The organism is Paenibacillus sp. FSL R10-2736 (assembly GCF_038000245.1).
In the GTDB taxonomy this organism is placed as follows: domain Bacteria; phylum Bacillota; class Bacilli; order Paenibacillales; family Paenibacillaceae; genus Paenibacillus_AQ; species Paenibacillus_AQ phytohabitans.
In genome coordinates, this window is record NZ_JBBOBN010000001.1 from 655,817 (window position 1) to 677,290 (window position 21,474).

19 protein-coding genes are annotated in these 21,474 nt (G+C 50.9%); 11 read left to right on the forward strand and 8 right to left on the reverse strand.

The genetic code is table 11. The annotated features are described in order from the left end of the window. Positions 1-8: 8 nt before the first annotated feature. The 6 genes from NSQ73_RS03000 to NSQ73_RS03025 form a co-directional block, all read right to left on the reverse strand. Positions 9-2,513 (reverse strand): ABC transporter permease, encoded by a 2,505-nt coding sequence (locus tag NSQ73_RS03000; RefSeq protein ID WP_340985340.1) that lies wholly within the window; start codon positions 2,511-2,513, stop codon positions 9-11. Next, on the reverse strand, positions 2,510-3,208 hold the full coding sequence (locus NSQ73_RS03005; RefSeq protein ID WP_042139934.1) for an ABC transporter ATP-binding protein: 699 nt from the start codon (positions 3,206-3,208) through the stop codon (positions 2,510-2,512). The genes NSQ73_RS03000 and NSQ73_RS03005 overlap by 4 nt, the downstream gene beginning before the upstream one ends. A gap of 96 nt (positions 3,209-3,304) precedes the next feature. Next, positions 3,305-4,339, reverse strand: a complete 1,035-nt coding sequence (locus NSQ73_RS03010; RefSeq protein ID WP_340985341.1) for a sensor histidine kinase — start codon at positions 4,337-4,339, stop codon at positions 3,305-3,307. Next, positions 4,336-5,022, reverse strand: a complete 687-nt coding sequence (locus tag NSQ73_RS03015) for a response regulator transcription factor (RefSeq protein ID WP_076247719.1) — start codon at positions 5,020-5,022, stop codon at positions 4,336-4,338. Before NSQ73_RS03015 ends, NSQ73_RS03010 begins: the two co-directional genes overlap by 4 nt. 165 nt (positions 5,023-5,187) lie before the next feature. Further along, entirely contained in the window at positions 5,188-7,557 is a 2,370-nt protein-coding gene (locus NSQ73_RS03020) for an exosporium glycoprotein BclB-related protein (RefSeq protein WP_340985342.1), read from the reverse strand. Further along, positions 7,554-9,407: a glycosyltransferase gene (locus NSQ73_RS03025; RefSeq protein WP_340985343.1), complete on the reverse strand. Its 1,854-nt coding sequence runs from the start codon at positions 9,405-9,407 to the stop codon at positions 7,554-7,556. Before NSQ73_RS03025 ends, NSQ73_RS03020 begins: the two co-directional genes overlap by 4 nt. 288 nt (positions 9,408-9,695) lie before the next feature. Between NSQ73_RS03025 and NSQ73_RS03030 the strand changes: the two genes are divergently transcribed. The 7 genes from NSQ73_RS03030 (at position 9,696) to NSQ73_RS03060 (ending at position 14,608) form a co-directional block, all read left to right on the forward strand. After that, positions 9,696-9,995 carry a LiaF transmembrane domain-containing protein gene (locus tag NSQ73_RS03030; protein WP_039307338.1) on the forward strand — a complete coding sequence of 100 codons (300 nt, stop codon included), beginning with the start codon at positions 9,696-9,698 and terminating at the stop codon, positions 9,993-9,995. Between the two features lie 47 nt (positions 9,996-10,042). Continuing rightward, the gene (locus NSQ73_RS03035; protein WP_042239590.1) at positions 10,043-10,720 is read left to right on the forward strand and encodes a PspA/IM30 family protein; all 678 of its coding nucleotides are present in this window, start codon (positions 10,043-10,045) and stop codon (positions 10,718-10,720) included. Positions 10,721-10,724: 4 nt separating this feature from the next. Further along, positions 10,725-11,195, forward strand: a complete 471-nt coding sequence (locus tag NSQ73_RS03040; protein ID WP_340985344.1) for a PspC domain-containing protein — start codon at positions 10,725-10,727, stop codon at positions 11,193-11,195. A gap of 3 nt (positions 11,196-11,198) precedes the next feature. Beyond that, positions 11,199-11,906, forward strand: a complete 708-nt coding sequence (locus tag NSQ73_RS03045; RefSeq protein ID WP_039307345.1) for a PspA/IM30 family protein — start codon at positions 11,199-11,201, stop codon at positions 11,904-11,906. A gap of 298 nt (positions 11,907-12,204) precedes the next feature. Next, positions 12,205-12,852, forward strand: a complete 648-nt coding sequence (gene liaF / locus NSQ73_RS03050; protein ID WP_039307347.1) for a cell wall-active antibiotics response protein LiaF — start codon at positions 12,205-12,207, stop codon at positions 12,850-12,852. A gap of 46 nt (positions 12,853-12,898) precedes the next feature. After that, positions 12,899-13,933 carry a sensor histidine kinase gene (locus tag NSQ73_RS03055; protein ID WP_340985345.1) on the forward strand — a complete coding sequence of 345 codons (1,035 nt, stop codon included), beginning with the start codon at positions 12,899-12,901 and terminating at the stop codon, positions 13,931-13,933. A gap of 21 nt (positions 13,934-13,954) precedes the next feature. Next, positions 13,955-14,608 (forward strand): response regulator, encoded by a 654-nt coding sequence (locus NSQ73_RS03060; RefSeq protein WP_039307403.1) that lies wholly within the window; start codon positions 13,955-13,957, stop codon positions 14,606-14,608. A gap of 69 nt (positions 14,609-14,677) precedes the next feature. Here NSQ73_RS03060 and NSQ73_RS03065 read toward each other — a convergent pair whose 3' ends face one another. Beyond that, entirely contained in the window at positions 14,678-16,012 is a 1,335-nt protein-coding gene (locus NSQ73_RS03065; RefSeq protein ID WP_340985346.1) for an MATE family efflux transporter, read from the reverse strand. Between the two features lie 225 nt (positions 16,013-16,237). Here NSQ73_RS03065 and NSQ73_RS03070 point away from each other — a divergent pair, with 225 nt between their 5' ends. After that, positions 16,238-17,059: a YwmB family TATA-box binding protein gene (locus NSQ73_RS03070; RefSeq protein ID WP_340985347.1), complete on the forward strand. Its 822-nt coding sequence runs from the start codon at positions 16,238-16,240 to the stop codon at positions 17,057-17,059. A 269-nt stretch (positions 17,060-17,328) separates the two neighbouring features. Continuing rightward, a complete protein-coding gene (gene zwf, locus NSQ73_RS03075; RefSeq protein ID WP_039307355.1) occupies positions 17,329-18,879 on the forward strand; it encodes a glucose-6-phosphate dehydrogenase in 1,551 nt (516 codons plus the stop codon). Positions 18,880-18,946: 67 nt separating this feature from the next. On the opposite strand, the gene NSQ73_RS03080 is transcribed toward zwf, so the two are convergent. Further along, positions 18,947-19,672 (reverse strand): class I SAM-dependent methyltransferase, encoded by a 726-nt coding sequence (locus NSQ73_RS03080; RefSeq protein WP_340985348.1) that lies wholly within the window; start codon positions 19,670-19,672, stop codon positions 18,947-18,949. Between the two features lie 242 nt (positions 19,673-19,914). Here NSQ73_RS03080 and NSQ73_RS03085 point away from each other — a divergent pair, with 242 nt between their 5' ends. Further along, positions 19,915-20,088: a hypothetical protein gene (locus tag NSQ73_RS03085; protein WP_340985349.1), complete on the forward strand. Its 174-nt coding sequence runs from the start codon at positions 19,915-19,917 to the stop codon at positions 20,086-20,088. 65 nt (positions 20,089-20,153) lie between these two features. Continuing rightward, positions 20,154-21,461 (forward strand): radical SAM protein, encoded by a 1,308-nt coding sequence (locus NSQ73_RS03090; RefSeq protein WP_340985350.1) that lies wholly within the window; start codon positions 20,154-20,156, stop codon positions 21,459-21,461. Positions 21,462-21,474: the final 13 nt, after the last annotated feature.

A 21,474-nucleotide genomic window follows, 5' to 3' on the forward strand; every position in this document is an offset into this window, starting at 1 on the left:
GCATGCCTTTATTCCATTTCACGCAGCCTTTCGACGATCGGGCTGCGGGCGAGCGGTCTGTAGGCACTTATTGTGATGAGATAAGACAAAACAGCCAGTACCGGAATGACCAGAATGAACGGCAGCCACATCATGCGGAATTCCATATAGGCCATACCCGCGGCAATATTCCTGGCGATCCAGTAAGTCAGCAGCACGCCTATAGTAGAGGTAAGCAGAGCGGTGAGCAGTACAGTATACAATCCTTCGTAAACAAGCATCCGTTTGAGCTGCTTCTTAGTCATCCCGATGCTCTCCAGAACGGCAAATTCATGCCTGCGGGCGATCACCCCGGTAAGGACAGAATTAATGTAATTGAGCAGACCTATGAGGGCGATTACGAGACTCAGGCCATAGCCGATAATCTCAAAAATACGGATATTATCGCTTAACTCCTCTCTGTAATCTTCTCTGGATTTCAGCTGCAGAGCATCCAGCGGGCGGATGCCCTCTCTGAGCAATTGCCCCGTTTCATCAAGCTTGGCGGGATCTGCATGCAGGGTAAGCGAGAGGATGTCTGCTGGAGTCCCGCTCTCCAAAGTGGCTTGGCGGAGCTTGGCTGCAGGCAGGAAGGCGTTGTAGCCGTTGCCGAAATACGTTTGGGTGGTTGCCGCAAAGAAAGCGTCATATTTCAGCACGGCCATCACTTCGTAGCTCTGCTTCAATCCGGGGTAGCTGATCCTATCTCCGGGATGATAGTAGCTTGCATAGGCGCCTGGCTCTGTAAGAGTCTGGGTCACCAGTATGAAGTCCCCGGAATCAAATTGCTCCCGGTTGAATTCCCCTTCGAGCACATCCTGTTCTGCGAGATCGTACCAGCCTGAATCCAGTCCGAAGAGCTGAGCGTGGACACGGGCAGGGATGCCCTGTGGATTGGCTGACGACTTCAGTGAAGCGCGGATGATATCATCCGGAGGAACGGTGAGCAGGCTATAATAGACTTTATCGATACTGTTCACCCCGTCTATATGACTCAGCTGCCTGCACAGTTCCTCGGACAGCTCTGTTTCATTGACTGAGCGTTCCCCCTCCTGCTGGATAATGCCCTTGTTGTGTATCATATAATCCCCATGAATGTAGGCGCTGAGGTACTTATTGACGTCCATGGAGGAGATTACGGTGAATATCGTATTAAACAGCAGAATGCTTAAGAAAAGCGAAGATAACATCAGGCTCAGCTTCTTTTGACTCCGGAACAGATTGGAGAACGCCATACGGTGTAGCTTGGCCCCGTGGTTTGAGGACCTGAGAGTTTTCACTCCGCCATTCTGAACGCCTGAGAATTTAACAGCTTCCACGGGAGCGATGTCCGCTGCCAGCCGTCCCGGCTTATGCGCTGCGATCCACACGGTCAGGAAGGAGAAGAGGGCTGCGCCTGCAAATATCCATGGACTGGACGAAAGCGAACTTCCTTTAAACTCTCCGGATAGCGAAGTGGTCAGAGGTGTAACCCATCTGCCGATTAGATAGCCGAAGCCAAGGCCGAACGGCAGGGCAATGAGGTATAGCAGCCTGGCTTGAATAGCGATGATTCTCCGCAGTTGTCTCGGGGTGGTGCCAATCATTTTCAGCAGGCCGTAGAACTTCACATCACGGACCACCGAAATATAAAAAATATTATAAATAAGCAGGTAGCCGCTAAGCATAATGATGAAGATAACTGCGGCGTATGGAATGATATTCACTGCATTTTCCGCCAAAGATACACTGGAATAAGCCCAATTGATTCCGATAGGAGCCGTAATTCCCGTGTCTGCCAGGACCTTGTTGAGCTTGCTCTCAATATGAAAGGAATTGCTGAACATGACACTCAGATTTGAGGTATTAACGTAGGAGCCGCTGTCCCTTGATTGTACGGGATCGATGTCTGAGAGGTTTTTATCGGTAAAAGCTTTCGAGACAAAGGCCAGTCCCGCCATCGCAAGCTCTTTGTCCGCTTCATAATAGCCTGACAAAGTGAACTTCTGGCTGATCATCCGCTCACCAATATCTATCTGCAGCGTGATTTCCTTGCCGAGCTCCGGCTGCACCCCCAGCTTGTCCAGAATCCAGGTGTTCAGGGCAACCTCATTCTCTCCAGTAGGCAATCCTCCCTCTGTGAACACGATAAAGCTGTGATCCGCGTAGACCTGATCAATCTGCAGCACCTCAACGGGATCATGCTTAAATTCTTTATTCCCCAATCTGCCGGAACTAAGCGAGTAGTCGTATAGTTTAATTGAAGGATGCTTCCGCAGCATAGCGGCTTCTTCCGGAGTAAGGTATTTGAAGCCTCCGTGGAAGTCACTTCCGGCTGTTTTCATTTGTGCATATTGCATAGACTGGTTGATACTCAGAGCCATAGTGAAAATGGAAGTAATAAGCAGTGTAGTCAGCACAATAGCGCAGATGGCCGCCAAATTTCGCAACCGGTTGGCCCGCAGGCTGGCCATCGCCAGGTTGAACACGGTCTTCCGGTTGTTTGTAGCGATCATAACCGGCCCTCCCCGGGTGACTGCGTTAATCCTGAGGCGATCCTGCCGTCCTCAATGCGGATGATCCGGTCCGCCATCTGGGCGATGGCTTCGTTATGCGTAATCATAACAATAGTCTGGTCGAATTTGACACTGAGCTGTTTCAGCAGGATAAGCACCTCCTGGCTGGTCTTGCTGTCCAGGTTGCCGGTGGGTTCATCAGCAAGGATAATGGAAGGTTTGGTCGCAAGCGCTCTTGCGATGGCCACGCGCTGCTGCTGGCCGCCGGAGAGTGCAGCAGGCAGATTGCGGGTCTTCTCCTGCAGTCCCAGACTCGTGATAATCAGGTTCAGATACTCCTGGTCGATCTGGCCTCCGTCAAGCTCAATGGGCAGGACGATATTTGCCAGCACATTCAGGATCGGCACCAGATTATAGCTCTGGAAGACGAATCCGACAGAGCGGCGCCTGAAAATGGTTAACTTCTCATCACTCATCTGAAAAATATCATGCCCGTTGACATACACCTTGCCTTCTGTGGCCCGGTCCAGACCTCCGAGCATATGCAGCAGTGTACTTTTTCCGCTGCCGCTCGTGCCGACGATTGCCACGAACTCCCCTTTCTCGACATTCATAGATACGTTATCCAGAGCCTTGACCGTCTGCGCTCCTTTTCCATAATATTTCTTGAGATTCTCTATTCGCAGAATAGGCATGTTATATTCCTCCTGTGCGTATGTTCTTATTCACATCTTCAAGGTATCAGACAAATCTAACAGGAGAGTGTCTGAAATCTGACGGAATGGACATATTCAGCATAGCGGCAGGAAGATCGAGAACACAGTGCCTTGCCCGGGCACAGATGCAGCCTTCATATGTCCGCCTTGTGCAGTGATAATCTCCCGCGCCAGGAATAGTCCTATTCCCACGCCATCTATATCGCGCACATTATTTCCCCGGTAGAACCGCTTGAAGATTTGGGGCAGCTCTTCCTGGGAGATTCCCCGGCCGGTATCTGCGATATCCAGGCGTACAAACATCTCATTCGCTTCAGCGGTGATATGGATGCTGCCTCCCGCTCCTGTATATTTCACGGCGTTCTCCAGCAGATTGAATAACACCTCGGTTGTCCACTTGGAGTCATGGTGCGCGGTGATGTGGGCTTCACAGCTTATACTGATAGTGATACAGCTGCTCTCTGCCTGGATGAAAATCTGCGAAACTGCTTCAGAAACGGCGCGGATCACAGGAGAAGACACCATGTGCAAAGAAATCATGCCCGTCTCAAGTCTGGACAGCTTGACCAGGGATTGGATCAGCCAGTCGAGCTTTTCCGACTGCTTTTTAACTTGGAGAACAAGCGGGAGCGCATGCTCATCATGCACCAGATTTTCCTCAAGCAGCTGGCTGTAAATCATAATATTGGATAACGGTGTTTTGGTCTGATGGGAGATATCGGAGATCAGTTCTTTAATTTTATTCTTTTCCGTCTCCAGATTCTGTCCGTTCACTCTGGCAATCTCTATGTACCGCATTAATTTATGTTCTATGGAGGAGAGAAGGGTTTCTTCATAATTATAGTTGGGCTCACGCCCGAGAGTAGCGTTGTCTACCAGTGTCTCTACCTTTCCCATAAAAGAAGTGAGCTGTTGCCTGAGCGACCAGGACCAGGCCCCTCCAAGGATCAGCATGCAGAGTATAAACAGAAGGGAGAGTCCGAGGATGGATGAGCCAGTGGTATCCAGTAATATAATACAAGTCACATAAGCCAGCACCAGAATGATAAAAGCCGCAGCAAACCCCAGATTTACCAGCCGGGTATGCGGCAGTCGTTCTTGTCCCTTCATAGAATCGGCCCTTCTGTCCATGTATACCCTAAACCATAAACGGTCTTAATATATTGGGGCGAGGAGGGTTCAGCTTCGATTTTGGCCCGCAATCTTTTGATCGCTACCGTCAATGCGTTCTCATCTACGAAGACAGCCTCCTGGCTCCACGTTTTGTCGATCAGCTGCTCTCGGGTCAGAATGTTGCCTCTGTTCACTACCAGTATGCGCAGCAGTTTCTGTTCGGACTTGCTCAGCAGCAGGGGGCGGCTATTCTTGAAATATTCCATTTTGCCAAAATCAAATTCCAGCGGTCCGATAACGATCCTGTCACTGGCAGGTGCATCGCTCCTTCTCAGGACGGCCATTACCCGGGCCCGCAGAATCATCAGACTGAATGGCTTCGTAATATAGTCATCAGCTCCCAGCGCAAAGCCGGTAACAATATCCGGCTCCATGTCGTTGGCTGTCAGAAATATAATCGGCACTTGTGAGGTTCGGCGGATTCTCTCGCAGTAATCGAGTCCGCTTCCGTCCGGAAGATTCACATCCAGCAGAATGAGATCTATCTGGGTTGAGGATATAATCTGATCAGCCATCGCCACAGAATAGGCCTGCTCTATAATTAAGTCATTTTGAGCCAAGGACAGGGCGATCCCCTTGTTCAGGCTTCGGTCATCTTCAACGATCAGCAGTGTCTTCATGGGCGTAACTCCTTTGTGTGGATGAAGCGTTATCTCAATATTATGGCCATGACTGGGAGATCCTGCAAGGGAGTATGATGCCGTATAATTTGGAAGAGACAGTAAAAAAGCTGTTTCCCGGCAGAAATCTGCCGGGAAACAGCCTTTAATTAATAAAATGAATTATCAGGGAGGTGTTGGTACAGTTGCCGGCATCGAAATATTGAGACCGCCGCTCATGTATCCTTGAACAGTATTGTTAAGGCTGAGACCTGCCGCGGATGCTGAATATACCATAAGCAGGCGCGTTTGTGCTGTAACAGGAATAGATAGGCCTGTAATTATACCGGAAGAGATGGATCCTACGGATATTATTCCTGTAAGCGAGGGAGACAATGTCATTGCAGTTCCAGGTACAGGCACGAATGTATTGTTGGGCGTTGTACTCGCGTACAGTTGGGCTGTAATAGTTACCGTAGTTCCCACCAGAGAAAGTGCTTGTGTTGTACTAAAATATCCGCTTAGGGATGTAATGGTTCCGGCACTTGGTACAGAAAAGGCATAATTGAGATTTGTGCCGCTTGCTCCGGTTAAATCAATGGTTCCTGAGGTAACGGATACGCCGCTTACTGAGCTTCCGAAGCCAATCAGTGCGCCAGTGCCTGGCAAACCGCCTGCTATCGTAGTTACAGTAGCAGGGTTTCCTGAAGAAAACGGGATATAGGCATTTGCGCTAGCCCCTGGAGTACCAGTGGCGCCAGTCGCTCCGGTGGCTCCTGTAACACCGGTAGCACCAGTCGCCCCGGTAGCGCCAGTTACGCCAGTGGCACCTGTAGCGCCGGTGACTCCATCTTCGCCCGCAGGGCCGGTAGCACCCGTTGCTCCCGTAACGCCAGTAGCGCCAGTGGTTCCATCTTCGCCCGCAGGCCCTGTAACGCCAGTAGCTCCAGTAGCGCCCGTTGCCCCAGTAGCTCCTTCTTCGCCCGCAGGTCCAGTAGCGCCAGTGGCTCCAGTAGCGCCCGTTGCCCCAGTAGCGCCTGTGGCTCCGTCTTCGCCCGCAGGCCCTGTAGCGCCAGTGGCTCCAGTAGCGCCCGTTGCCCCCGTTGCCCCAGTAGCTCCTTCTTCGCCGGCAGGTCCGGTAACGCCAGTGGCTCCTGTAGCGCCAGTGGCTCCAGTAGCGCCAGTCGCCCCCGTTGCACCAGTGGCTCCAGTAGCTCCCTCTTCGCCCGCAGGTCCAGTCGCGCCGGTAGCACCAGTGACTCCTTCTTCACCCGTAGGGCCGGTAGCACCCGTCGCCCCAGTAGCGCCGACTTCGCCGGCAGGCCCCGTTGCCCCGGTAGGCCCCGTGGTTCCGGTTACGCCGGTCTCACCTGCCGGGCCCGTTGCACCTGTTGTGCCTATTTCACCGACAGGACCGGCAGACCCCGTCGCACCAGTCGCCCCGATTGCTCCTTGGTTTCCTGAGGAGCCAGCGCTGCCTGTTGCTCCGGTTGTACCCGTTGCGCCAGTCGCCCCTGTAGCGCCAGTCGCCCCCGTAGCACCCACCAGGCCTGCTGCACCAGTAGCTCCGGTTTCGCCTTTTGGCGCCGGCAGCGTAATTTCTGCCTTGGTAATGTCGGCGATTTCAATATAAGAAGCTGCGCCGTTACTGTAGATTGCCGTGATGGGCTGCCCGACGGCTATATCAGAAGCGGAAGCTCCGCCAGTGCCGAAGATCAGTGTTGTGCTGTCAATCTTAAGGTTCACGACTTGACCAGCTTCTGTCAGTACACCAATCTGGCTGCCAGTCAGGCTGACGACGGTGCCGCGGGCAACAGTTCCGGATTGGGCTGGAGCATATCTTTCCGCCAAGCTGAAAATAGCTGCCGCCTGGGCACGGGTCACATCAGCGGTAGGTCTGAACGTTTTATCCTCGAAGCCTTGGACTACTTTTAACTGGGAAGCTGCATTGATATAGCCGGTAGCCCAGGCGGAAATTTGATTCTCGTCATTGAAGGGGAGTGGTTCGCTGGCCAGGGCAAGTGCTTCATTCTCCTTGTCGAGCAGACGGATCACAAGTTTAGTCAGCCACTCGCGGCTGGCATTCTGTGTTCCCCAGCCCGAAGCGGTTTCCTCTTCAGGTTTAATTAAACCTTCATTAATAGCGGTCTGCACCCAGGCACTTGCCCAATTACTGACTTCAAGCGAAGAATTGGCCGAAGTAGCGGAAGGCTCCTCTGTGCCCAGGAAACGGACTGCCATAATTGCAGCTTCCTGATGAGTCAGCGGCGCCTTTGGATTGAAGTTCCCGGTGGTATCTCCCTCCGCAAACCCCAAAGCGGCGATTTTCATTACATATTTGTACATCCACGAGCTGCTGCTTACATCATTGAAGCCTTTCTTTTCAGCTGCGGAGGCAATGCCTGTACCGCCGAATCCGGCACTGGGCAGCACGGCTGCTACCTGGCTAAGCACCATAACCGCCATTGAGGTTTTTACTAAAGCGGGTTTGATATCCTTTTTGGAGTTTTCGCTGCCATGGGCGATTTCTGTATAGCGGGTTGTTGCTTTTTTCATCGAGTAGTTCCCCCTAAAGTATATGTTTGTCTTGCAACGCCCAGGCCGGTGAAGTAGGCTCTGTTCGCCAGCACTTTGCTGTCAAAAGGAATGTGTTCTGCAGCCATTTCGTTATGGGCACTGGCCCGTTCATACTGGCCGATGCGGTCATAACAGACACAGAGCTGCAGATGCGGCAGCCAGCTCCAGCAGGCATGCTGGAGAATGGCGTAATTGTCCAGCGGCTTGGTTAATTCGCTCGCCATTTTGTACCAGAAGATGGCTTTGCTGAAGTCGTTCTCCAGCATGTACAGGCTGCCAAGCCGGCAGCAATTCTCTGCGCGGGGCAGATCATAAGAGAAAGACTGGAGCGCTTTAGCTTTAGCCTGTTGTTCATTGCCAAGCTCCCGGTAGCAATCGGAGAGGCTTCCGCAGGCATTGATCCGGTCCTCGATCCAGCTGTCTACCTGCTGCAGGAACATTTCATAGAAAGAGATGGCTTTGTCCCATTGCTTATGTTCCCTCAGCTCATTGGCGAAGTAGAACAGATCCCGGGTGGAGAAAATCTCCCCGGCCGCATGACGGCTCTCGTAGATATTCAGGTTACGGTCAGAATTCCCGTGGACTCTGCCATGGGTGATGGAAATATCCGAACGTCGCACCTTGCCGCTAACCTCCAGGTATTCATGGACGATACCGATCCAGCGGAAGCCGTTCTCCCGTTTGACCAGGCGGTTGCGTGTAAGGCTGGAGGTGACATTACCGTGCTCGTCAAAGGCCAGATTATAATTCATGGATACCGCATCCGTATCCCATTCCAAGGCGCTCTTCAAGGTGCTGAACTTCTCGGCATCTGCAGGCAGCAGAATATCATCAGCATCCATCCAGAGCAGGTAATCCTGTGTCGCCAGGCTGAAGGCATAATTCCGCGCTTTGGCAAAATCGTTGACCCATGTGAAATCAGCTACCTTGTCCGTGTAGCGCAGGGCAATTTCCCTGGTACGGTCTGTTGAACCGGTATCCACAATGATGATCTCATCCACCAGTCCTGAGACACTGTCCAGACAGCGTTTAAGAGTGGCTTCCTCGTTCTTGACAATCATGCAGAGACTCACGGTGACGCTGCGTTTCATTTCATATAGAGCACTTGTAATATCGAGGCCCCATTTCCTGCGGGCTTTTTCTTTATTGGCAATCAGCTGTGCGTTGTACCAGCCGGGATATTCCGGGAACAGCGGTGGAGGCTGGATATAGCGCACGAAGCAGTCCAGGGCAATCTGCAGACTGTATCCTGCCTGGAGCGCACGGTAGCATAGATCGTCATCCTCGTAGCATTCCAGTCCGAATTGTTCATCGAAGCCTCCGAGCTGACCGAAGGCATCACGGCGCATAAGCAGCAGATGGCTTAGCAGCCGGGTTGTGGTCTTGGCTTGTCCGGCTTTGGAGAGTGCGAACGATCTGGCGATATGATCCAGCTGCTCCATCTCTGTACAGATCACCGGAAGTCTTTGCGGGCCGCTAACATCATTGCTGACAGGGCCGATCATCGCTGCCTGCGGGTGCTGCCGGGCACAGCCGGTCAGGCTGGACAGCCATTCTTCAGACACAATCATATGGTCACGCATGAATACAAGGTATTCACCAGCCGCAAAGGATGCGCCCAGATTGTATCCTCCGGACACGCCGATACGTTCCTTGGACGAGAAGGAGCGCGCTTTTTTATGGAGAGTTAAATAGCTGCTGATCTCTTCACCGCCGCCATCGTTAATCACAATCAGCTCATAGGGGGCTTCCGTAAATAACTCAATACTGGCCAGGCATGATTTAAGTAATCGAAGATGTTGGGCCAATATGATAATGGATACTTGCATTCAATCCCTCCATTTGATTTGAAATGATATATATCACACTCTAACACAGTAAAGTGGACATATTCTGGACATTATCCGACAAAAGTCTTCATTATAATGTAGAGTCCAACAATAGTTGTGTAGCTTTATGCAAGATGAATTATTTCCCGAGCCCCGCGGTCTGCGGTCGTGCATAAGTCCCCGACTAAGGTCCAGTACATAAAACCGTCCACAGTCTGTTTTGAAAATCTGCGGTTTGCCCTAGAATAAGGTTATAAGAAAGAGATCAGCGAAAGGCGGTGAGAAAAAATGCAAAGAAAAGGTAACGGACTTGCGATTGTGCTGATTGCAATTGGAGCGGTAATGCTGTTAGGGATTTTGCCTCATTTGATTCACGGCATCTTCGGCATCCTGTTCCCGGTATTGCTGGTTGTTCTCGGATACTACGGAATTAAGAGCGGACGCAAGATTATCGGCTGGGTGGTAATGTTCATCGGTATCATGTCCCTGCTCTCCAAGCTTTCCTGGATTATCGGACCGCTGCTCGGTGTGGCGCTGGTAGTGTGGGGCATCTCGGTACTCCGGGGTAAGCGGAGCAGAACATACTAAGAGGTAGAACAATTACTTAATTAGAAGCAGGGAGGGAACAGGAAATCATGAGTGTTTTTCGCAGAATGAGGGATATCACCGTAGCCAACTTGAATGAACGCCTGGAGCAGAGTCAGGATCCCGTGAAGCTGATTGATCAATTTCTACATTCAACCCGTGAGGAAATAGGGGAGGCAGAGCGGCTGTACCAGCAGTACGCTTCCCATACGAAGCAATTGCAGCAGCAGGTGAATCAGGCAACCGCCATGAGAAACAAACGTGAAGAGCAGGCACTCCTCGCGCTCAAGGCCGGCGAAGATCATCTCGCCAAACTGGCATTGCAGGAGAAAATTATCCACGAGGAAAAGCTGGAGCAATACAGCGGGCTGCTGGAAACCAGCCAGCAATCACTCTTCGAGCTTGAAAGCCAGTTGAATGAACTCAAAATTGAGTATCAGACAGTGTACAGCAAACGCCAGTTCTATGCAGCCCGGATGGAATCACTTCGGCTGCAGCAGCGCATGAATCAAAGAGCGAGTGCTTACGGCGGCGGTGATGTTCCCAAGATGTTCGGCCGTCTGGAGGACAAGATGACCGATTGGGAGCTGGAAGCCAAAAGCCTGAGCGATTTGCGGCGGATGGGACAGGAATACGCAGTGCAGGCCGGTGAGACGGTGGCGACCGTGCTCGAAAGAGAAATGGCCCGCCTGAAGGAGAAGCTGAACAATGATGGCAGAAAGGAGTAGTACTATGACCCGATTGTACCGTTCAACCAGAGACAGGGTAATGACAGGGCTGGCAGGCGGATTGTCCGAGACACTCGGCATCGACTCCACACTGTTCAGAATTCTGCTGGTGGTCAGCATTCCTTTTAGCGGAGGAGCCACTATCCTGGTGTACCTTATCGCAGCAATGGTAATTCCCAAGGAGCCTACCCAGTACAATCCCTTTGGACCCGGTGCGCCGGGCGGCCCATACGGCGGTCCTTACTCAGGCAGACCTGAGCATGGCCGCGGACCGCAGGGACCTCAGGGACAACAAGGATATGGCCCATACGGCGGACAGCCGGGCTATAATCCCGGCTATGACAAAGCAGGCGCTTACACGGCTCCCGATTCCGGTCTGGATGCCATGATGAAGGATATTGAGAAGAAGGCACTGCAAAAAGAAGTAGAAGAGCTCAAACAAAAACTGTCTAAATACGAGAAGGGAGAAGTGTAAATTATGGGAGTATTCAAACGGATTAAAGATATGACTAAAGCGTCGGTAAACGACATGTTGGATAAGGTAGAGGACCCAATCGTAATGCTGAATCAATATCTGCGCGATATGGAGGCTGAGATTCATGAGGCTGAAGTAACGGTAGCGAAGCAGATGGCCAACGAACGCCGTATGAAGCAGCGTGTGGATGAAGCTGCTAAGGTATCCGGACAGCGTGCAGCACAAGCGGAACTTGCGCTTAAGAACGGCCAGGAGGAAGTTACCCGCAAGCTGCTGGAAGAGAAGATTTATTTCGACCAGAAGCATGTTGAATACAGCGAGCTTCACGCCCAGGCTGAGGTTCAAGCCAAGGAACTGGTGCAGCAGCTTCATGATATGAAGGATGAGTTCTACAAGCTGCGCAACAAACGTAATGAACTGGTCTCCCGTGCTCAAATGGCCAAAGCCAAGAAGCAAATGTCCCAGATCAGCAGTGTACATTCCATTGAAAGCGGAAGTGCATCCCTTGGATTCCACCGCATGGAAGAAAAGATCATGCAGCTTGAAGCGGAAGCAGATGTTATGCGTGCTCCGTATAGCCCTTCGGCAACCGCATATGCTAAGCCGGTAGATCCTGAGAAGCAGCTCAAAGTGGAAGAACAGCTCGCAGCACTCAAGAGCAAGCTGAATTCTGCTCCGGCAGCTCCTTCACTAGATAAAAAAGAAGAATAATGCCTGTTCCTAAAGAATAGGCAGATATGATATGCTGAACAAGGTAAAGCCATACGGTATGGATTCTCCATACCGGTATGGCTTTTGTAGCGGGAAGCGGTTATAGCTGCAGATAAGCTGAGGCTTGCGAAGTCAGCTTGGCAAAACTCAGATTATGCTTACGAAGTCAGTTTTGCTTCAAATATAAGAATTTATATGCTGGCATGATAACTTATCCTTCTATTTCTCGCTGAAACGCACCGTCCCTTAAAAGACGGCGTAGCTGTTTCTGCTTGGCAAAACTTTAAGGAGGTGCGGAATGGATAAACGGAACCGTTTGATTGCCATCGGACTGATTGGTGTCGGCTGCTTGATGATTTTTGGCAAATGGATCGGCTTCTTCTCCATTGTCGCACTCCTGTTCCTGCTGCTGGGGATTTACCGGACAACGTCAGGCAAGGTGAAGCAGGGGTATAAGCTTCTGGGGATCGGCGCGGTGCTGCTGCTGCTGGACCATCTGCTGCTGGTGCTTGGAATCTGCCTGATTTCGCTGGGGATGTTCTTTGTCAAATCCAAAAGAATGCAGCGCAAGGCCGGGTTTATGCAGAAGCAAAGCTTCTCTTCCAGATTCGACTGGGATCTCTCGCCGTGGGTCATGCGCAGCCTCAGTGCCTGGCATGTGCTGGGTGAGGCGGACGTGGATCTTTCGCTGGCAATGGCGGAAGAACAAGAGACAATTATGCTGTTCCAGGGTATTTTTGGCGATGTGGATATTCTGATGTCCGAGGATTACGGGGTAGAGATCGAAGCCTTCGTGCTGTTCGGCTCTATTGAATCCGGCAGTCACCGGGACACAGGGATGCTGAACCGGCTGAACTGGAAGTCACCCAACTACGACAGCAGCGAGCATAAAGTGAAATTCAATATCTCATATCTGATGGGTGATCTCGACATACGGTTTCCCTGATGAATACAGCATATGAGCAGAGAGATGGAAGGGAGGGCTCCCGGGCATGGGCAAAAAAAGCAGTAACATGGTAACGCGCAGTATGGGCGAGGGGGCTCTGTTCTCTTTGATCATGCTGCTTGTTATTACATACATTATGTATACATATGGATTATTACAGCCGTTTGAGGACTGGAAGGTCGGCGTGAGAACGGCAATGACGCTGATTCTGCTGCCGATGGCCTTCGGCATCGGGTACGGATTCTATCAGGGCTTCCGCAGCAAGCGCAAGCTGGAGCTGCTGCGGGCTACGCTGGTAGCCTGGGAGAAGGGTAACCTCACCCCGGTAATGCCGGATCTGGGCCATGATGAGCTGGGCCGGCTCGGGGAACAGCTCGGACGGATTGGCGGCAAGTGGGAGAATCAGGTGAATACGCTGCAGCGGCTCTCCACCAATAATGCCAAGCTTGCCGAGCAAGCCCGGGTGACGGCGATTATCGAGGAACGTCAGCGGCTGGCACGCGAGCTGCATGATGCCGTATCCCAGCAGCTGTTCGCGATCTCGATGACGGCGACGGCTGTAGGCCGGACGCTGGAGAAGGATTTCGACAAGGCGCAGCGGCAAATTGCGCTGATTGAGGAGATGTCCGCCGTAGCCCAGTCGGAGATGCGGGCATTGCTGCTGCACCTGCGGCCGGTATATCTGGAAGGCAAGGGGCTGGAGCAGGGGCTGCAGGAGCTGATCAAGGAACTGAAGATCAAGGTTCCGATTGATATTGTGTTCGAGATGGATCAGGGCGTGCAGCTGCTCAAAGGCGTCGAGAATCATTTGTTCCGCATTGTGCAGGAGGCGATTTCGAACACGCTGCGCCATGCCAAAGCGGAGAAGATGGAGATCCGCCTGCACCGCCGCGGCGATACGGTCCGTCTGACGCTGCGTGATGACGGGATTGGCTTTGAGCTGGATGAGAGCAAGCAGACATCCTACGGACTTTCGAATATGCAGGAGCGGATAACGGAGATCGGGGGCTCGATCCAGTTCATCACCGCTCCCGGCAAAGGAATGCGGATTGATATTACCGTACCGGTAGTCAATGAATAGGGGGCAAGGGTAACCATGGAGATGGAGGAAGCGGAAGCGATCAAGGTCCTGCTGGTGGACGATCACGAAATGGTCCGGATCGGACTTGCTGCGGTGCTTGGCACCGAGGATGGGATTGAAGTTGTAGGTGAAGCCGGAAGCGGCGAAGAAGGAATCCGGCTGGCACAGGAATATAATCCGGATGTGGTGCTGATGGATCTGGTGATGGACGGCATGGACGGGATCGAAACAACAAGACAGCTGCTGAAGCTGTACCCGGACTGCAAAGTTATAGTGCTGACCAGTTATTTGGATGATGAGAAAATGTATCCGGTCATTGAAGCCGGCGCGTTCAGCTATCTGCTCAAAACCTCGCGGGCCAGTGAAGTCGCCGATGCGATCCGGGCTGCTGCAAGAGGTCAGTCCGTGCTGGAATCACAAGTGGCTTCCAAAATGATGAACCGGTTCCGCTCGAATGCCAGAGGTGAATCTCCGGCCTACAAGGAGCTTACCGAACGCGAGATGGAAGTGCTGAAGCTGCTGGCCCAGGGCAAGTCCAATCAGGATATTGCCGATCAATTAATTATTGGAATCAAGACAGTGAAATTCCATGTCACGAATATTCTCGCCAAGCTGGGCGTCGAAGACCGGACCCAGGCGGCTATTTACGCATATAAGAATGGACTGGCGGAATAAAGCCATAGACCATAGAAGCCATTACGCACTTTCAAGAGAAATCAGCCCTGGCCCGGGAGGGACGGGGAGTTATCTTGAAAGTGTTTTTGCGTGCGCGTAAGGCTCACGTCCTTGCAGTTTGTATACATAACCTAAGGATAAGAGCAGATAACTAACCCCAAACCCGAGATAGACACCGGTTAGTTCGAGCTTCCGGATACATAAATAAATGATCACCAGGGATACTGCATACACCACCCCCGAGTACACAAGCACCCACTTCTCCAGGTCAATCGCCTGCAGGGTAGAGCGCATAATCATCTGCAGCCCGTTTATCAGATTCAGCGCCAGCGCCAGGGGAAGAACATGTTCCACTAGTGAGATGACAACGGCTTTGTCTGTGATGATGGCAATAAGCGGATAGGAGAAGGAGATCACGATCAAGGTTAGCGGAATGCTGATCATTAACATAAGCTGGAGCGACAGATACGAATATTTGGTGTACCCTGCTTGCTGCGTGCCGTAGGCCTTCGCGGTAATTGTCATACAGCTGCCCGCGAAGCAGTACATCGGAATCAGAATGATCTCAAGCAAAGTGGTCACAACGGTGTATGACGCGATGAATTCAGACTCCATTCTGGAGATGATCGCCATGATGCCCATTGCAAACAAAGTGTATTCAATAAGGTCCTGAAGGGCCATGGGGAAATAGAGTTTCAGCAGCTGCTTGGCAATGGGACGGTTGATCTGAAGAGAGAAGCTGAATAAGCTGCTTTTGCGGAAAAAATAGATGCAGACTATAATGCTCGCACCATAGCCCGCGACAGAGCCGACAGCGGCGCCGCTCATACCCAGCGCAGGAAATCCCCATTTGCCGAAGACGAGCACATAATCGAAGAATATATTCACGATGCCTGCTGCCACGAAACTGAAGGTTAACAGCTTAGCTTGGTTGATGTTCTTGAAATAGGCTGAGAAATTAAACAGAACCATATTCATGCCCATGGTCATTCCGCTGATATACAAATAATGAGTGGCAGGTGCGAAATTCAGATCATAGACCGTGCCCAATATCCATCTGCCAGTCCCTAATAACAGCAGTTCGAACAGGATGCCGATAATGATGGACATTGTCATGCTTGTATTAAAGGCTTGGCCAAACTTAGGAATATCATTGTTGCCGAAGAATCTTCCGCCGATGATGTTGAAGGCTGCGCATAGAATGCCGATCGTTCCGGTGATTAGAAAAATAAAAGATGAGGCGATGCCCACTGCGGCAAATTCTTCAACGCTAAGCCTGCCGATAATCGCCTGGTCGCCGAGCTGAAAGAGTAGCTGGAGAATCTGAAGGAAAAACATAGGGACAACCAGATCGTTGATAAGCCGGAAGTCAGTGCTGTTTCGGTGAAACCACTTTTTAAGCATGCTGATTGAGTACCTCTTCTATTTATATAATGTGAATCCTATTAATGGAAATATAAACTAATAAATACTTCTATAGAAGTGATTAAAATCTCATTACATTCCGGTGAACTATGCAACTGCCGGATCGGGAGTCTCAGAGAGTCTCTCTCAGCGGGGTATATCTTTCTCTGAAGCTGGATATCCTGTCTAGTAGATTACTAGAACGGATTGAGAGGGAGATGCAGAGTGGGGAACAGAGGACAGAGCAAAGGGAGGCTGGTGCTGGCGGGCTTGTGTGTGGCGGTTATGCTGCTTAGCGGCTTCCGCAGCGCGGGGACAGCCGGAGGAAATGGCTTACAGGAAGTATCTGCTGTGTCTGCGGTCACTGCTTCCACTGCTGGTGCGGGAGAGCTTCAGGATTCTCTGGCGCTGCTGACTACACTCGGCCGCGAGGTATCTGCTCCCGGGGCTCCGCTCCGGCTCGTATTGAAGTGGCAGGGAGAATATAGCGGAGAGGCTGCGGCAGACGCTACTGTACAGAACCTGTCTTCCCGGCTCGGACTCGGTGAAGTCAGCTCCTCTGATGAGGATGGGCATCTAACCTCGCGCTCCTCCGCAGAAGTCAGCGGAGGAGCGCAGGTCTCCCTGTTCTGGAGCGAGCTCGGCGGCGGACGGAGCTATTGCATCGTCACCTTCGAGACGGCGGATCTCCTGGACTCGCCGGAGCTTACGTCAGCAGCAGGTGACGCCGGGCAGGCGATGCTACAGGCGGGTATTGTGGCAGAGTGGAACGTCTCTCTGCAGGCTCCGGCGAAGGAGCAGAGCGGACCTCAGGCTGCGCTCCTGGCCACAGAGCGGAACCTTGCAGCGCAGCTCCCCGGCATTCATGCGGAAGAGAATTACGCAGATGAAACTACATCCAGCCGTTCGTATAGCGTGCCCGGCCTGCAGCGCACCGTCAGCAGCGGCGGACATGAGCTTGCGCTCCAGCTGGCGGTGCACAGGGACGGGAATGAGGACAGAAACCGTGTGACCCTCGGACTTCCGCTGATTACGATCGAATATTGAAGCCGGAGTTTCCGGGCTTACTCCGCAGCGGCTCCACGTTGCGGAGCTTTTGGCGGGGCGGTATAATATCGGTAGTATAAGCGGGAACATGTGAAAGCATAAGAAAGAGTAATGGAAAATTACGAAATCCCGAGAAAAACTGTCAGGAATGTGATAGCATCCTTAGTGCAATTATGATAAAATGACATCACGCCGTCATGCGTATTTTATATCATGACCGCCGCTGAGAATGAATGTCAACTATATTACATACAGAGAGATGAGGAGCCATGGCTGAAAATCAAACCCTTGATGCACTGCATACACCCGGTGCTGTATTCTTTATCTTCGGGGCAACCGGAGATCTAGCCCGGCGTAAGCTTTTCCCGGCGATTTACAGTTTGTACCGTGAAGGCAAGCTGACACATGATTTTGCGGTAATTGGCGTGGCTCGGCGTCCCCGTACCCAGGATGAATTCCGGGAAGATGTGAAGGAATCCATCCGCGAGTTCTGCCGCTACCAGGCAGGAGATGCTGCGGAATGGAACGAGTTCGTGCAGCATTTCGAATACAAGTCTCTGGACATCAACAATATCGACGGTTTCCGTGAGCTGAATGCCCAGACGGAAGCGCTCGAAGAGAAGTTCCATATTCCGGGCAACCGCCTGTTCTATCTGGCGCTTGCACCTGAACTGTTCGGCAGTGTCTCCTTCAACCTGAAGGCTGGCGGCATGCTGCAGACCCGGGGCTGGAACCGTCTGGTGATCGAGAAGCCATTCGGCTACAATCTGGAATCCGCTGAACAGCTGAACGAGCAAATCCGCCAGGTGTTCAAGGAAGAAGAGATTTACCGGATTGACCATTACCTCGGTAAGGAAATGGTGCAGAATATTGAAGTGATCCGGTTCGCCAATGCTTTCTTCGAGCCGCTATGGAACAACAAGCATATCGCCAACATTCAGATCACACTCGGGGAAACCGTGGGTGTGGAAGAGCGCGGCGGGTATTACGATCATGCCGGAGCACTGCGCGATATGGGACAGAACCATATTCTGCAGCTACTGACAATGATCGCTATGGAACCGCCAAGCCGTCTGCTGGCTGAAGATATCCGTGATGAGAAAGTGAAGGTGCTCCGTTCGCTGCGTCCTTACGCTACTGCGGAAGAGGTTCGCGAGAACGTAGTGCGCGGTCAATACACGCAAGGGCTCTACAAGGGCAAGACCCTTCCGGCTTACCGCCAGGAAGATAAGGTGGACCCGGAATCGAATACGGAGACGTATTTCGCAGCCCGTGTATTTGTAGACAACTTCCGCTGGGCAGGGGTTCCCTTCTATATCCGTACCGGCAAACGTCTGCCTGTGAAGACTACGGAAGTGGTTGTAGAGTTCAAAGGAATGCCGACCAATGTTTATCTGGGCCAGAAGCATAATCTGGAGCCGAACCTGCTCGTAATCCGTGTGAATCCGATGGAAGGCATCTACGTGAAGATCAATGCCAAGAAGCCGGGCTCCGAATCGGAAATTCAGCCGCTGGCGATGGATTTCTGCCAGAGCTGCATGATCGGCATCAATTCGCCGGAAGCTTATGAGCGTCTGCTGCATGATGCTGCGCGCGGGGATTCCACTTACTTCACCCGCTGGGATGAAGTGTCCTCTGCCTGGTCCTTCGTGGACCGTATCGCCAAGGCATGGAAGGAAGAGAGCAACGATCTCGCTTCCTATCCTGCCGGCTCCTGGGGGCCGGTCGAAGCCGATCAGCTGCTGGCTGGCGAAGGCTTCCACTGGTGGCCGGTTAACGGCCAGGATGAAGATAATGTGGTTTGGCAGGTTAACCGCTAAGCCCTGCATAAGAGAACTGTTGGAGATCCCTCTGCATACGCTGCAGGGGGATCTTTTTGTGCTGAGGCTAGAGAGAAGACACAATTATTTGCTGTCGGGATTTGACTGACAGCGGCTCGTATGCATAGCCGCCATAGGTATGGACAATTTTGAAACCGTGAAAGGTAAAGTAGGCTTCAAGTTCTTTAGGAAAGTACATTTTCATCTGCAAATTGCGGGAGAATTTCTTTTCAGCCGTCTCAAAGAGATAAGAAATGGACAGGACCTGAGTGAGCTTGTTATAAATGTTCTTTTCGGAAATTTTTAGCGGTTCGCTGGTCAAGGGATCAATTGTTTCCTTAACCTCATACAGGGTGTTGGGATTACGCAGGAGAATAGGCATAGACGGCAAAAAAACATCGACTATAAACTTGCCATTCGGTTTAAGGTGTTTCTTCACCCGGTCAAAGCAGCTTGAAATATCAGGAACAGTGTGTAAAAAGCATAGTGTGTTAAAGGGGGCAAAAATAACATCGAATTTACGGTCTATACTGAAATCCCGCATATCCGCCTTGATGAAATCAGGACTACATTGTAGTCTATTTGTTTTTGAATGGGCTGCATCGAGGTGCTCCGCAGAAATATCCAGCCCGGTAATATTTAGACCGGCACAGGCCAAAGGAAGGGTTAGTCTTCCCGTCCCACAGCCCAGTTCAAGCACATTCCCGCTTAAAAGCTCTTTATAAAACTCCAGATCATCGAGGTAATTATCGTAAAGGATATCATAATATAAACTCTCCTCTTGTATAGACATCAATAGGGGCTCCTTTGACATTTGGAATAGACGCACAATCTAATTTAATCTCGGCGGCTGAAAAGATGTCAATAATCCAAATCACCATTAAATGTATTTAATATATTTTTATTCCTTAATATGTATAAAAATTGAACGTTGGGGGATTTGAATTGCAATTAGAATAAGTTTCTATATAATCCCAATATATAATATGTATTTACATATTATTAAATTTATTTAAAAAGAAAGGAGGCGGAATTATGCTGAAAGAAAAGAAAATCTCTTTACAGGCTCCTGCTTTTGCAGATGTATGCAAAAGATCAAGAGCCGTCATTGCTCTTGACGTTGAGTTTGAAGAATTTGAAGCGGAGCTCCTCGAGGCTATCGAACTGGAAGAAAAAAAGTCAGAAACAGCACTACTTACAGCTAAATAATTTACCGGTACTTATTCAGGAGAGAGGTGTTTTCCTCTCTCCCATCCGGAACGGGAGGATGGACCATGTTATACAGACAGTCAAAATTTGCGAATATTTTTGATAAAGAGGAGAATTATGTGTTCTTTAATGCCCATACACTGGGTTTATTTGAGCTTCCGGGAGAAGGATATGAAGCTTACCAGACTTACAAGACTCCACGTCCGTTAGCAGAGGATACTTACAGCCTGGATCTGGCGGAACAGAAATTCCTTGTGCCGTGTGAGCATGATGAATTTGCCGAAGCCAGGCTTCAGCGGCATACCCGCAGAGATGTCAATAAGCGAATAAGAAAGAACAGAATTGGTTACATGCGGATCTCCTTGACAGAATTGTGTAATTTGAACTGTACCTATTGCTTTGTAAATGATATTTACCAGAATAAAGGTTCAATGAGCATCGAGGCATTCGAGGATACTATGAAATGGTTTATCGAGCAGAACCAGGACGCTGCTCCTATTCTTCAGTATTTTGGAGGAGAGCCCCTGATTCGTATGGATCTGATTAGACGCGGGCATGAAATGCTGGAGGAAGCCCATAGAAACGGGCAGATCACCGGTTTCACCGAAGAAATCGTAACGAACGGAACCCTAGTTTCCGAGGAGAACGCCCAATACTTTTATGAGAATAAAATGATGCTTGTTTTTAGCATTGACGGCTGGAAAGAGATTAACGATAAGAACAGAATCTATCATAATGGCACGGGCAGTTACGATGCCATTGTAAGAGGTGTACATCATTTCAGGAACGCAGGAGGAAGACTCTCCGGAATCATTACTCCAACCAAAGATAACCTGGATATTTTCTCAGAGATAATTACCCATCTAGTAGAGGATATAGGTTTCACCGAAATTAGCGTTAATACGCCGCAGCCGAATGAGCATGGCTGGGATATCGACGGTGCAGCGTTGGGTGAGGCTATTATTAAAGCCTGGATGTATTGCGATAAGGTAAATGTCCCGTTCAACCACCCCGGCAACAATATTGTGTTTCTCGTAAACAATCAATTTCCGCAAACCAACTCCTGTATGAATCTCACCTATGGACAGGCCGAGAATTCCTGGGGAGTTTACGTCACAAGCGATGGTCTGGTCTCCAAGTGCGTTGTAGAGTGCGACGAAAGATGTACCTCCAATTTCAGTGATTTTTCTCTGGATGAGGCCTTTATTGACTGGCATTTCGATGACCATAGCTCCAAGGCCTGTCTGCATTGTGTCGGCTATAACATTTGCGGCGGACCCTGCACGTTTGAAGCGATTGTAAGAGAAGGTAAGCTGAATCCAGAAAAGTGCAAATTTTTCAAAAGCGTTATCCCTTGGGCAGTGACTAAATAAAAGGGGGAACTAG